Annotated in this window: 13 protein-coding genes; all 13 read left to right on the plus strand. The window is 44.4% G+C overall.

Annotated features, from left to right (window positions below; all coding sequences use genetic code 11):
- The first annotated feature begins 1 nt into the window (after nt 1).
- The 13 genes from pseC to L861_RS01885 all read left to right on the plus strand — a co-directional run bounded on the left by pseC (nt 2) and on the right by L861_RS01885 (nt 13,035).
- Nucleotides 2-1,165, plus strand: a complete 1,164-nt coding sequence (pseC, locus tag L861_RS01840) for a UDP-4-amino-4,6-dideoxy-N-acetyl-beta-L-altrosamine transaminase (RefSeq protein ID WP_016414832.1) — start codon at nt 2-4, stop codon at nt 1,163-1,165.
- Entirely contained in the window at nt 1,162-1,857 is a 696-nt protein-coding gene (gene pseF, locus L861_RS01845; protein WP_016414833.1) for a pseudaminic acid cytidylyltransferase, read from the plus strand. Before pseC ends, pseF begins: the two co-directional genes overlap by 4 nt.
- Nucleotides 1,854-3,017, plus strand: coding sequence for a UDP-2,4-diacetamido-2,4,6-trideoxy-beta-L-altropyranose hydrolase (pseG, locus tag L861_RS01850; RefSeq protein WP_016414834.1), 1,164 nt, complete (start codon nt 1,854-1,856; stop codon nt 3,015-3,017). Before pseF ends, pseG begins: the two co-directional genes overlap by 4 nt.
- Nucleotides 3,004-3,525, plus strand: coding sequence for a UDP-4-amino-4,6-dideoxy-N-acetyl-beta-L-altrosamine N-acetyltransferase (gene pseH / locus L861_RS01855; protein ID WP_016414835.1), 522 nt, complete (start codon nt 3,004-3,006; stop codon nt 3,523-3,525). The genes pseG and pseH overlap by 14 nt, the downstream gene beginning before the upstream one ends.
- 32 nt (nt 3,526-3,557) lie before the next feature.
- Nucleotides 3,558-4,253 carry a formyl transferase gene (locus L861_RS01860; protein WP_021029080.1) on the plus strand — a complete coding sequence of 232 codons (696 nt, stop codon included), beginning with the start codon at nt 3,558-3,560 and terminating at the stop codon, nt 4,251-4,253.
- Nucleotides 4,250-5,299, plus strand: a complete 1,050-nt coding sequence (gene pseI, locus L861_RS01865; protein WP_016414837.1) for a pseudaminic acid synthase — start codon at nt 4,250-4,252, stop codon at nt 5,297-5,299. Before L861_RS01860 ends, pseI begins: the two co-directional genes overlap by 4 nt.
- On the plus strand, nt 5,292-5,963 hold the full coding sequence (locus L861_RS01870; RefSeq protein ID WP_016414838.1) for a PIG-L deacetylase family protein: 672 nt from the start codon (nt 5,292-5,294) through the stop codon (nt 5,961-5,963). The genes pseI and L861_RS01870 overlap by 8 nt, the downstream gene beginning before the upstream one ends.
- Before the next feature lie 371 nt (nt 5,964-6,334).
- On the plus strand, nt 6,335-7,579 hold the full coding sequence (locus L861_RS24400) for a hypothetical protein (RefSeq protein WP_144062933.1): 1,245 nt from the start codon (nt 6,335-6,337) through the stop codon (nt 7,577-7,579).
- Nucleotides 7,580-8,743 (plus strand): hypothetical protein, encoded by a 1,164-nt coding sequence (locus L861_RS24405; RefSeq protein WP_144062934.1) that lies wholly within the window; start codon nt 7,580-7,582, stop codon nt 8,741-8,743.
- Complete coding sequence (locus L861_RS24410; protein ID WP_144062935.1) at nt 8,736-10,172, plus strand: hypothetical protein; 1,437 nt, start codon at nt 8,736-8,738, stop codon at nt 10,170-10,172. The genes L861_RS24405 and L861_RS24410 overlap by 8 nt, the downstream gene beginning before the upstream one ends.
- Complete coding sequence (locus L861_RS01875; RefSeq protein WP_016414839.1) at nt 10,159-10,926, plus strand: phytanoyl-CoA dioxygenase family protein; 768 nt, start codon at nt 10,159-10,161, stop codon at nt 10,924-10,926. Before L861_RS24410 ends, L861_RS01875 begins: the two co-directional genes overlap by 14 nt.
- Nucleotides 10,927-10,945: 19 nt before the next feature.
- On the plus strand, nt 10,946-11,722 hold the full coding sequence (locus tag L861_RS01880; protein ID WP_016414840.1) for a glycosyltransferase family 2 protein: 777 nt from the start codon (nt 10,946-10,948) through the stop codon (nt 11,720-11,722).
- A gap of 41 nt (nt 11,723-11,763) precedes the next feature.
- Nucleotides 11,764-13,035: a sugar transferase gene (locus L861_RS01885; RefSeq protein ID WP_027947972.1), complete on the plus strand. Its 1,272-nt coding sequence runs from the start codon at nt 11,764-11,766 to the stop codon at nt 13,033-13,035.
- Nucleotides 13,036-13,135 lie beyond the last annotated feature (100 nt).

Raw genomic sequence — 13,135 nt, forward strand, 5'->3', positions numbered from 1 at the left:
TATGATTCCCTATGGTCGCCAGGACATTCAGCAATCGGATATTGACGCTGTTCTTCAGGTGTTGCAGTCCGATTTTCTGACTCAGGGGCCAGTGGTGCCACGCTTCGAACAGGCGGTAGCAAACCACGTGGGAGCTAAGTACGCTGTCGCGGTCAATAGTGCTACCTCTGCATTACATATCGCGTGCCTATCGCTTGGTCTAGGGGCTGATGACTGGTTGTGGACCAGCCCGATTACCTTCGTTGCTTCGGCGAACTGCGGCCTCTACTGTGGGGCTAAAGTTGATTTTGTGGATATCGACTCTCGCACATACAACCTTTGCCCTAAGGCGCTTGAAGCTAAGCTGGAGCAAGCCGAGCGAGAAGGAAAATTGCCCAAGGTCGTCGTGGCCGTGCATCTGTGCGGACAGCCCTGCGATATGCAAGCGATCCATGCTTTATCGCAACGTTATGGGTTTCACATCATCGAAGATGCGTCGCATGCCATAGGTGGCAAGTATCAAGATGAGTTCATCGGCAATGGTCGCTACAGTGACATTACTGTGTTCAGCTTTCACCCGGTGAAGATCATCACTACTGCGGAAGGCGGCATGGCATTGACCAATGACGAGCAACTGGCCAATCGCATGAACTTGCTGCGCAGCCATGGTGTAACCCGTGATCCGGCGCTGATGACTCAAGATCCTGATGGTCCTTGGTACTACCAGCAAGTTGACCTGGGCTTCAACTACCGTATGACCGAGCTACAGGCGGCGCTCGGGCTGTCCCAACTGGAACGCCTGGATGGTTATGTAGCAAGCCGTCATCGCTTGGCGAGGCGCTACGACGATCTTTTGGCTGAGTTGCCCATTACAACGCCTTGGCAGCATCCTGAGAGCCATTCGGGGTTGCACCTATATGTGATTCGCCTGCGACTGGACAAGATTAGTCAAACGCATCGGCAGGTGTTCGAAGCGTTGCGTGAGCAGGGGGTCGGCGTCAATTTGCATTATATCCCTGTGCATACACAACCCTACTATCAGCGGATGGGTTTTGTCGCAGGCGCCTTCCCCAATGCGGAGCAATATTACGCGGAAGCTATTAGCCTGCCGATGTTTCCCACTATGACAGAGGCTCAGCAGGATGAAGTCGTCGAGGTAGTGAGACAGGCTGTGGGGGCTGCATGAACGTTGCCATCATACCCGCCCGAGGCGGGAGTAAGCGCATTCCCCGTAAGAACATCAAGGTGTTCTGCGGCAAGCCAATGATTGCCTGGTCAATTGAGGCCGCGCGTGACAGTGGCTGTTTTGAGCGGATCATTGTGTCGACGGATGATGAGGAAATTGCCGGCATTGCGCATCAGTGGGGTGCGGAGGTTCCCTTCGTGAGGCCCGCTGAACTGGCCAATGACTACGCGGGAACACTTCCTGTGATCCGGCATGCCGTAACCTGGATTCAAGACCAAGGGCAGACGTTCGAGGCGGTCTGCTGTCTATACGCCACTGCCCCGTTTGTCCAACCGGAAGATCTGCGACACGGGCTGGAATGTCTTGAGACTAGCGACGCCGATTACGCCTTCTCGGTGACTAGCTATGCTTTCCCCATTCAGCGTGCGATTCGCCTTACTCCAGACGGACGGGTGGCCATGTTCCATCCTGAGCACTACCACACGCGTTCACAGGACTTGGAAGAAGCTTTTCATGATGCCGGCCAATTTTATTGGGGCCGTGCCGACGCCTGGTTGGCGGAGAAGCCAGTTTTTGGTCATGATTCGACACCAGTTGTTATACCCCGCCACCGGGTCCAGGACATTGATACTTTGGAAGATTGGCAACGGGCCGAGTGGTTGTTCCGTGCCCTGCAAGAAGATAATGCATGAGCAACGCCATGTCAGAATCTAGGACAATTGCCTTTCGCACTGATGCCTCACTTGCCATCGGTAGTGGTCACGTCATGCGATGCCTGACGCTGGCCGAAGCGCTGAAAGCCCAGGGTGCCGAGTGCCAGTTTCTGTGCCGTGAACATCCGGGTCACCTGATTGATCTGATCGAAGCGCGGGGATTTCGCGTGCACCGCCTAGCGGCGAGCGCCTGGCCCGCCAGCGATTCGATTCGGAGCCAAACGCCAAATGCCAAGCCCTGCCATACCGACCCCCCCCATGCCCACTGGCTTGGCGCCTCATGGGCTCAGGACGCCGAGGCCTGCCAATCGCTGCTGGCCGCCTTGGCGCCGGACTGGCTAGTGGTAGACCACTACGCTCTCGACGCGCGCTGGGAGCATGAGGTTGCCAGAGTAGTGGGGCGAATCATGGTAGTTGATGATCTGTCTGATCGAGATCATCAGGCAGATATCCTTTTGGACCAGAATGTGTTGAATCATGAGGGAGAAGATCGCTATAGAGTGCGGGTTAATTCTGAATGCAAACTTCTCCTGGGGCCTAATTATGCATTGCTAGGGCAGGAATATACTTTTTTGGCACAGGCTCTGCCGGAACGCGATGGTCATGTATCTCGGATACTAATATTTGTGGGTGGTAGTGATCCTCATCACCTTACAGAGCAATATTTGAAAGCTCTCAGCGCCCCAGAATTTCAGCAGCTTCAGGTTGATGTCGTCATTGGGAAGAACCACCCAAATCCAGATTCCGTCGCAGAAATAGTCTCTCAAAGAGATACTACAAGACTCTATTCAGGATTACCCAGCTTGGCTGCACTTATGGTAAGGGCGGATCTAATGTTGGGTGCAGGTGGCACCACAAACTGGGAGCGCATGTGCCTAGGCTTGAATTCGATTGTGGTAAGCGTGGCTCGTAACCAGGACGAAATCAACCGTGAGCTGGCAGACCAAGCGTTAATACACTTTCTCGGGAAAGCTGAAAGTATCTCTGTTGACAATATTCAAGCCACCGTTCGGTTTGTATTGGACAACTCTAGTTACAATTGTACGCAATCCAAAGCGATACGGAAGGTTGTAGATGGCTGTGGAACAAAGCGTGTTGCCCAACTGTTGATGGAAGAAGCAAACTATGCCATTGCGTAAGATCCAAGAAGAAGACCTCGAGCTAATGCTGAGTTGGCGCAACCATCCTTCAGTCCGTGCCAGCATGTTTTCTCAATCGATTATCGAACCGGATCAGCACCGAGCTTGGTTCTGGCGTGAATCTCAGAAAGAAAACTCATTATGGTTGTTATTCGTGGATTCAGTGAAAAAACCGACTGGCGTTGTGTATTTCACCGATATTGATCGACTTGCTCGTAATGCCTTCTGGGGATTTTACACTGCGCCAGGGTCAAAACGGGGAATAGGCACACAGATGGGTGTGGAGGCGCTGGACCACTTTTTCTCTGAGCAAGGCCTTCATAAATTGAATGCCGAAGTTCTGGAGAACAATGAACGCAGCCATAGATTTCACCGAAAACTCGGGTTTCTGAAAGAGGGAATTTTCCGGGATCAGTATTTAGGAAAAGACGGTTATCAAAGCGTAACGCGTTTTGGATTACTCGAATCCGAATGGGCTGAGCACCGTAAGATCCTTAAAGATATTTAGATTCACCAGATTTGTTATTCCGGATCAACACATTGCAAAAAGCTACCTATATCCTCGCCACATCCAAGCCTTGGCATAAGCCCATGTTAGCCAAGTATCTGACCAATGAGTCGCAATTTCTGTGGGCTAATGATCCTGAGCAACTCAACGACCTGGTCAGTAAAGAAAAGAATATTCGTTACATCTTCTTCCTGCATTGGAACTGGCTGGTGCCCGAAATTTTATGGAAAAAAATCGAATGCGTTTGTTTCCACATGACAGACGTGCCCTATGGAAGGGGAGGCAGCCCATTACAGAACTTGATAGTCCGAGGCCACAAAGAGACCAAACTGTCAGCGCTCAGGATGGTGCAGGAAATGGATGCCGGCCCGGTTTACACAAAGCGACCATTGCCACTTGAAGGAACCGCACAAGAGATATATCTGCGTGCAGGGAAACTGAGTTTCGAGATTATTCAGTGGATGATAGATAACCATCCGGAGCCTGTGCCCCAGCAAGGCGAGCCTGTGATATTCAAACGACGTCGGCCGGAACAAAGTGAATTGCCTGAGACCGGAGATATCGGTACTTTGTATGACCATATCCGAATGCTGGATGCGCCAACCTATCCACTCGCTTTTATAGAGTACGGTGAGTTTATTGTTGAGTTTTCTGATGCCGATGTTCAGGGAGACGAACTGAGCGCATCCGTACGTATTCGCAAGAAACAGAATCAGGGGGAGATATGACAAACGTTACGATTGATGGAGTCCAGGTTGGGCCGGAGCATCCGCCATACATCATTGCAGAGCTGTCGGCCAACCATAACGGCTCGCTGGAGCGGGCGTTGGAAACCATCAATGAAGCAAAACAACGGGGTGCTTCTGCCATCAAATTGCAGACGTACACGGCAGATACCATGACCATAGATAGTGACCGTCCCGAGTTTCTGATCAAGGGGGGGCCTTGGGACGGATACAAATTATATGACCTTTACAAATGGGCTCAAACCCCGTTTGAGTGGCATAAAGCCATGTTTGAGCATGCCCGTAAAATCGGTATCACCGTATTCTCAACTCCGTTCGATGAAACCGCTGTTGATCTGCTTGAGGAACTGAATGCGCCAGCCTACAAAATTGCGTCTTTTGAGGTAACAGACCTCCCGCTCATTGAATATGTGGCGAAAACCGGAAAACCGATGATCATGTCGACCGGCATGGCGAGCGAACAGGAAATTGAAGAAGCAGTAACTACAGCAAGAAATGCCGGTTGCAAGGAACTGGTATTGCTCCATTGCATCAGCAGCTATCCGGCGCCTATAGAACAGGCAAACCTGGCTCAGGTGAGGGAACTGGGACAGAAGTTCGCTGCTGTCCCTGGTTTGTCTGACCACACCTTGGGAACGACAGCTTCTGTGGCAGCGGTTGCACTAGGCGCATGCCTTATCGAGAAGCACTTCATCCTGAACCGGGAAGACGGTGGGCCTGACAGTGGCTTCTCAATAGAACCGGAAGAACTGGAGCGCCTGTGCCAAGATTCCAAGGATGCTTGGGCCGCGGTTGGCAAAGTGGGTTACATGCGGCAGCAAGCCGAGAAACCCAACCGAATATTCCGAAGGTCAATCTACTTTATGCGAGATATGAAAGCGGGAGAAACAGTAAGAGAGCAAGATATCCGCCGTATTCGGCCTGGGGTTGGTATTGAGCCAAAATACTTCAACACACTTATCGGCAAAAAATTGAGTGTTGATGTGACTAAGGGTACCCCCACAAGCTGGGAGCAGTTCAATGAGTAAAATTGTTCTCGTAGTTGCAGCTCACACGGACGACGAAGCGCTTGGCTGTGGTGGCACCATTGCTCGGCACGTCGCTGAGGGCGATACAGTGTACGCGTTATTCTTGGCCGATGGTGTAACTTCCCGCCCAGGTGCAACAAGCGCGGAGCTGGAGCAGCGCAATTCGGCCGCAGCCAGGGCCCATGAGATACTTGGCATCGAGGAAACCTATATGCTGGGTTTTCCCGATAACCGGACAGACAGCGTTCCGTTACTGGATATCGTTCAAAAACTAGAAAGCGTACTGAATGAAGTACAGCCCCAGATAGTATATACGCATCACTCCGGTGATCTTAACGTCGACCATCGGATCACTCACCGGGCAGTGCTCACTGCCTGTAGGCCAGTGCCTGAGGCCTCGGTAAAGAAAATTTATGCATTCGAAGTGCTCTCCAGTACTGAATGGAATACTCCTGGTGCTGTTCCATTCATCCCGAATGTTTTTGTTGATATTTCATGTTATCTGGATACAAAGCTTGAAGCTTTAAAAGCTTATGAGTTGGAGATGCGAGAAGAGCCTCATTCGCGCTCGATCAGTAACGCGAAGAGGCTAGCTGAGCTCAGAGGAAACTATCTAGGTGTGAAAGCAGCAGAAAGTTTCAGTTTAGTTAGAGCTTTGATATGATAGCGATTGATGATTTGTAACTATTATCAGGATTGGCTAAAAAATGTAGCAGTGTTGCAATGCAATGATTATTTTTACTGGTATGCTCGATGAAGAAGAGGAAGTTAAAACAATAAGTGCAGCGACTAGGGAAGGGTGACGCAAAGAGCTAGCTATCCTTCACAGTGTTAGTGGTTATCCTGCACTTATAGATATGCAGGATGTGAGATATCTGCGGTGGATGCGATACGTAGTGTTTGGTCATGTATGGGTTGTTTCCAAAATATTTAGGTGAGATGTTTGAAAAGAAGGTCGTGTCTGATGTTAAAAAGTGCTCACATGTGGAAATGAGCCACGTTGGATAAAATTAAAATCTTAAGGTTAAGATAGCCGTGCTTGGAAGAAAGGTTTTTTTCATTTATTTTTCATTTTTTTACTTTATCCCAGCAGTGCTCTCTTTCTGGATTGGGTGGCATAGAAATTTTATAAATCCTGATGATGTATGGTTAAAAATTACTTTGATTTTGTCATTGTATCTTGGTTTTATTTTCATCTTTTACAAAGCAATGAATGTCAATGTTAAGGAGATAGTTTTTCTTTCAGAACTTTGTCACAAATTCTTTTACCAAAGAAAGGTGTTTCTAATAATTTCGGTTATATTTCTAGTGGTGGCGATATTTTTCAAAATAAACTATGGTTTATCTTATAGACAGACGGGCCCAAGAATTTCAGACTCAGGCTTTGTCGCATGGCTTATGCTGATAGTAAAACCACTTTGCTTCTCATTTGTGGTTTTTCATGGCCTGTCAATGAAGTGTCCAAGTCGGCTGGATCGATTTTCATTATTGGTTACGTCGTTCGCTACCTTGTTAGCATTGGTTGGAGCAATAGAAGTCGTTATTTTAATGGTTTCAAGCCTTCTTTCATTATTCCCTAGGCTATACATGATGCTATCTAAAGTTGATAATAAAAGAGGAAGAAGGATAGTAAATGTGATCATTAGGTGTGTATTGATAGCTATTGCTTTTGTTGGTTTGGTTTTTGTTGGGTTGGCTAATAAAATAGGAATAGAAGAAGCCTTTCATAGAATGACTACTCAGGATGGGATTTTTGAGATTATATACTATCTCTATTTTAGAATTTCTGTCCATGTTATTTCTCTTGCCTATGTTGCCCAAGATGTCGTGTTTTCTCTAACTGAGCAAGCTAAAAGTATGCTAATTTCTGCAGATGCCATCTTCTATAGGTGGGGTATATTGACTTTGTCAGGAGTTGAACGGCCGGAAATTACTAGTCTTAATGTTTTAAATTATTTTAACACTTACGCCAATCCTCATCCTACAAAGGAAATTGGATCATCTCCTGGTCCGCTAGCTTCGTTTCTATATATACCTATTTTTCCCATATCACTCATTGCTGCATCCTTATATACGGCAATATTTATATCAATGTTGGATAGAGTGGGTAGAATGCAGGTAAGTGTATTAAGTCCAAAAATGGCATTGGCTTTCTTTCTTCTGATGGTTTTTCTCTACAGTCCAATAGACACGCTGACACTAATTGGCCCTGCTCTTATATCTTTTATATTATATGGTCTTGCTATTTTGGGAGCTACTGTCGTGCCAAGGAATAGATAAATGCAAGCAGTATCTTGGTTTGGGAAAGAAAAGACAACAAGGCTAGTGTCATTTTTATTTGTCCTAGGGTCATCTATCGGATTTTCATTGTTACTGCTGTCAGTGCGCTATTATGGAGTGACAAGCCAAGTATCAGAGATTATTGATTATCAAAGTAAAGTTGTTTTTTTTAGTTTTTTATTTCAGGCAGGCCTCAGGAGCGCAGTACGTAATCTTATACATTTTGGTAAAATAAAGTCTGCAGACTTGTCCGTATCTGTTTTGATCACACTCTTATCCTTAATAATGGTTTTCTATTTTCTTTCTTTGCCATTTAACAGCAGTCATTTATATTTAACTACAGCAGGTCTGGTGGCTGTAACAACATTAACTATGAGTGTGTCAATAGCAAAGTCTGATAATAAAAAAATCGTTATATCTTCTGTCTTTAATATTCTTGCTATTGTTGTGCCGGGGTTGATGGTTATAATTTTTGATGCTAAAGAAGAGTTATTTTCCGAGCTGGCTTCTATTTTTCTGGCAATTGTTTTTTTGCTATTTATTGGTTTTTTCCCTAGTTTAAAACTAAAAAGGGCTAACCCTGTTTTTAAGTATGGTTTCCCTATGCAGTTAGGTAGCTTTTTTATTTATTCTTCAATTTTTTTATTTGCACAAATTGTAGTCAATTTTTCTAAAGAAAATCAAGTGCTGCCATTAGTTTATGCGGATGCGCAAATAGTTTCAGGGGTTATTTTGCTTCTATTAAGCAAGAGCTTATTGTTTCTAGAAGGGCGCATCTATAAAAATAATAATTTTTCTTTTATATACGGTTGTTCTATTGTATTACTTCTCTTTGTGTCTCTTGTTTTTTCTATAGTTGAAACCACCTTAATAGAAAATGATAGTGCATTGATGATGGCCTTTATGGTGTTTTTGATTTTATCATCTCGACTGCCAGCAGGATATTTAGTACAGTACCTTAAGTCCACTACAAGAAATGTCTCACTAATATTTCTTTCACTTAGCTCTTTGGTTTTTCTTTCCATATATATTTCTCGGCTGAGATTTGATAGCTCTATTCTTGTAATATGTTTTGTATTTTCCTTGTATACCGTATGCGTTGGCTATCTGTTTTATAGTTTAACTAAAAAAGAGATTTTTATCTCCAAGGCTAGTCATGAATAAATTTTTGCTGGATAACTATTTTAAGTCGAAAAGTCTTAATTATGATATAAGCAATCCATATTGGAAACAGGTTGATATTTATGAAAAAGGTCAAGAGGGAGTAATCTATTGGCTTTTTTTAACAATGAAAGGCTTGTCTAGATTTTTCTACAAATTGTTAAAGACCACCCGATATGGAAGGGAAGATGGTGTAAGAGAAAGTGGGAATCAAGTATGGTTTCTCTTGGGAAGTGATAATAATAGAGAGGCAATAAGAAAGGTCTATGACGAGTTAAAGAGAGTAGGTATAAGCTCTTCCCTCGTTTCATATAATGGTTATAAGTCGGATGGCGTAATTTCACTTCCTGAGATGAGTCTGTATATACGTGCCATCTTTTATTTGCCAATATTTTTATGCTTGGCCTATTCTAGAAATGTATCTAATTATAAGAGGAAGTCATTCCTATCAAGGGTCGATAGGTGGGCCATTGGTGCTGTTAGTGTTGAATACTGGATAAATATTTTTAGTAAGTTTCGGCCGACAATGATAGTGATTTCTAATGATCATTCCGTCTGGCCAAGAGCCGCTCTTGTTGCGGCTAACAAGCTAAATATTAAGTCGGTTTTTATACCGCATGCCCCAACTGGAAAAAATCCGGCTGATCCTTTATATGACTTGGCTTTTTTAGATGGGGTTGTCCAATATCATATGTATAAGCATAAAGATGATGTAACGTTCCTGACAGGGGCGATTAGATACGAAGACTCAATTTTAACATATGCCGATCAAGAAAATAGTAGTACTGGTGGAGTGTTGATTTGTTTTAATAGAGCCGACTCTTTAGAGAGGGTGCGAGATATTCTTGTTAAGTCATCGGCCCTTGTCTCTCATGGCTATAAAGTGTATGTGAAGCCGCATCCAGCAGATACAGGTAGATACGGAAAGATAAAGTCAATATGTGACAAGAATAATATTTTCTTTGTTGATGGTAAAGTCAGAGTAAGTGATCTTCTGGAAGTGATTGATGTGGTTGTGGCTGGGTTTTCCGGAGTTCATCTGGATGCGACACTAGCTGGAAAAACGTCTTTGACATATGAAACTTGGTACGGAGAAGAGGATTATTATGGTTTTATTGAAAATGAATTGATAAAATGCTTCTCAGACTATGGCAGTCTTGTTGGTCATATAATAAGCACTGTTGATTTGTCTTCTGATAAAGTTAGAATATCGACTTCATCTATAAAGTATAATATACATAAGAAAAGCCCCAGCGTTACTCCAAGTGATTTGGCCTCAAGAATATTACTTCATATTTTATGCAATAGCAGTGAGGCCACCATGGAAGAAATATTATTTACATATCAAGATGCTTGTCGTTTACCTGAGGTTGGTGTGAATTGCTTTACCAGTAAATTCTACTTGGGGGAAGTGAAAAATGATGCTAGTTGATTTTTTGAAAGAAGCATGGGCATCTACTGATTATTCATATCATAAGATTTTCGGTCACACAAAAGAAGAAATCGTTAATTTAATCCAAAAATACGGGGCCGTGTCGCAGTCGAAAGCTTTAGGGAACGATGAGTGCAAGATAATTAGAGAGGCGATTGATGATCATATAGGGAACAATACACACCACAATACAAGAGTGTGGCAAGACGAAGTTTGTTCTGATTCTCGTATTTATGGATTTGAGGCCGTATACCCTGATGTCCTAAAGCTGGTTGATTATAAGCGATTCGTGGAGTTGGGGGAAAAATATCTTGGAAAGAAAATAGATAGTTTTTTTATTCTTGCTGCACGGCTAGACTATAAAGAAGGAAATATTGGTTCTGGAGGTGGTTGGCATAGAGACTCTCCCTTTCGTCATCAATTCAAGTCTATTGTTTATTTAAATGATGTTGATGTGGTTAATGGACCCTTTGAATATCTTATTGGAAGCCACCTGTCTTCTCATAAGCTTTCTAATTTTGGTTTGTCCTCTTTGAGAAAGATGAGATTTGATGAAGATGAGTTAAAAGGCTTTAGTGATAGAAAGCTGTTCTCTGGAAAAGAAGGGGATGCAATTCTAGTCGATACTAGAGGTATACATCGTGGCAACCCTATCGCATCGGGTACAAGGTATGCGCTGACATTTTATTTTTGGACAACAGCGATGCCTTCTCACTTTGATAATGTGATAAACGGTCAGGGTGTTAAGTTGTAATTCCCGAAAGGAGATAGTAGTGAAGGTTAGTATTGTCATGCCGGCGTATAACGCTGCTTCCTTCATTGGGAAATCCATTGAGAGTGTTCTTTCTCAGACCTATGAAGATTGGGAGCTTCTTATAATAGATGATGCTTCTAGTGATGGGACATCAGAGATTATAAAAGAATATTCGGAAAGCGATTCACGTGTTTTTAGCTTTTCTCAGGTGAAAAATATGGGGGCCGCTGAAGCTAGAAATTTAGGCATAAGGCATGCTTCTGGAAAGTATATTGCTTTTTTGGATAGTGATGATTTTTGGTATCCGGATAAACTGGAAAAGCAAGTGAGCTTCATAAGGAAAAGTGGTTCTCCCTTTGTTTTTTCAGCCTATCAAAAGGTAGATGAGCATGGGAATAAGCTTGGCGTGATAGGGGTTCCTGAGAAAGTAAGTTACAATGAATTGTTAAAAAGTTGTGTGATAGGGTGTTTGACTGTTATTTATGATGTTGACGCTCTTGGAAAAGTTTATATGCCACTCATACGAAAGAGGCAAGACTTTGGATTGTGGCTCAGAATACTTAAGCTAACGCCCTATGCTTATGGGCAAAACATTATTCTTGCTGAGTATACTGTCAGAGAGAATTCTATTTCTTCGAGAAAAAATAGTGCGGCGGCATATCAGTGGAAGCTATACCGTGATGTAGAAAAGCTTTCAGTTTTGAAATCTGCTTATTATTTCTCTCATTATGCTGTTAGAGGTGTGCTGAGACAGCGTTATCCAGATATTGCTCGGGCGTTAGGTGTCCTAAAGTAATATTTTATTTAATATTGAATTTAATGAAAAGGTAGGCTTACGTGAGTCTCTATGAACGCCGCCATTCACGTTGGTACGAAAGAATATTACTAGGGCTTCCATTCCAGATTTTGGTGGGCTTAACGATAGTTGTAGGCTTTCCTTCTCTAGAGCGTTGGGGATGGGGGTTTTGGCGCTACCTCCCTGACTATAGAGGCAATACAATATTGGCTATTGCTATAGCTTTCATTGTCATATCTTTGACTTTGCGTAGACTAAATCGCTTTCCTGGCTCTCAAGTATCGGCATATATAGTACCTACTGTTACCACAGTGTTTCTTGTAGTAGTGGCCATACTGTTTTTTACTCGTGAAGAGTACACTCGACAAGTTCTATTTGGCGGTTATTTTCTTAGCCTTACATGGTTTTATATTGCTTATTTTTTGGGGAGGCGTTATCGACGCTTAAAGTTGGCGTTGGTTCCACTAGGAGAGGCAAAGAAGCTGAAGGAGACTTCGCGAATTGAAATGCGTGAGCTAAGCAGTCCTGATTTTTGTGGGGTTCGCTATGATGGCATTGTTGCCGATTTATATGCAGATGAGTTGAGTGCTGAGTGGGAGAAATTTCTTGCCAAGTGCACGTTGGCCCATATTCCTGTGTTTCATGTCAAGCAGATCCGTGAGTCTGTTACCGGTCGAGTACGTATTGAACATCTATCGGAGAATGAGTTCGGAAGTTTGTTGCCTTCTTCGCTCTATCGTGGTTTCAAGCGTGTAGTGGATTTTTTTGGTGCCCTTGTGCTGGTTCCGGTGCTTGCGCCAGTGATGTTGGCTACAGCGATTGCCATCAAGCGCGATAGCCCGGGGCCGGTGCTGTTTGTGCAGGAGCGTATGGGCTACCGGGGTGTACCTTTCAAGGTTTACAAGTTCCGTAGTATGTATTGCGATCGGAAGGGCAATGGCTATACCGAAGGAGAGGACGACCCACGTATTACAAGGGTGGGACGAGTCATTCGTAAGTATCGGTTGGACGAGTTGCCGCAGCTCTTCAATGTATTGAAAGGGGAAATGAGCTTTATCGGTCCACGGCCCGAGTCGCTTGAGCTCTCCGCGTGGTACGAGAAGGATGTGCCGTTCTTCAGCTATCGCCATGTGGTTCGACCGGGAATCTCCGGCTGGGCACAGGTGGAGCAGGGCTATGCGGCGGAGGTCGATGGCATGACAACCAAGCTTCAATACGACTTCTACTATATCAAGCACTTCTCGCTGTGGCTCGATGTGTTGATCATTTTCAAGACGCTGAAGACAATCATTACCGGCTTTGGAGCAAGATAGCTTTTCACACGACAGGCTAGCTTGCTTTGAAGCATGATATACTACCGCACGGGCGCCCTAAGGGGCGCCCGTGGTGTTTCTGGATGAGCACGATCGATAG

The sequence above is a fragment of the Litchfieldella anticariensis FP35 = DSM 16096 genome, from assembly GCF_000409775.1.
In the GTDB taxonomy this organism is placed as follows: Bacteria; Pseudomonadota; Gammaproteobacteria; order Pseudomonadales; family Halomonadaceae; genus Litchfieldella; species Litchfieldella anticariensis.

Bases quoted from the DNA above. Each gene is read 5' to 3' on its own strand.
- pseC (WP_016414832.1), top strand. From the start codon at position 2: ATGATTCCCTATGGTCGCCAGGACATTCAGCAATCGGATATTGACGCT.
- pseF (WP_016414833.1), top strand. From the start codon at position 1,162: ATGAACGTTGCCATCATACCCGCCCGAGGCGGGAGTAAGCGCATTCCC.
- pseG (WP_016414834.1), top strand. From the start codon at position 1,854: ATGAGCAACGCCATGTCAGAATCTAGGACAATTGCCTTTCGCACTGAT.
- pseH (WP_016414835.1), top strand. From the start codon at position 3,004: ATGCCATTGCGTAAGATCCAAGAAGAAGACCTCGAGCTAATGCTGAGT.
- pseI (WP_016414837.1), top strand. From the start codon at position 4,250: ATGACAAACGTTACGATTGATGGAGTCCAGGTTGGGCCGGAGCATCCG.
- L861_RS01870 (WP_016414838.1), top strand. From the start codon at position 5,292: ATGAGTAAAATTGTTCTCGTAGTTGCAGCTCACACGGACGACGAAGCG.
- L861_RS24405 (WP_144062934.1), top strand. From the start codon at position 7,580: ATGCAAGCAGTATCTTGGTTTGGGAAAGAAAAGACAACAAGGCTAGTG.
- L861_RS24410 (WP_144062935.1), top strand. From the start codon at position 8,736: ATGAATAAATTTTTGCTGGATAACTATTTTAAGTCGAAAAGTCTTAAT.
- L861_RS01875 (WP_016414839.1), top strand. From the start codon at position 10,159: ATGATGCTAGTTGATTTTTTGAAAGAAGCATGGGCATCTACTGATTAT.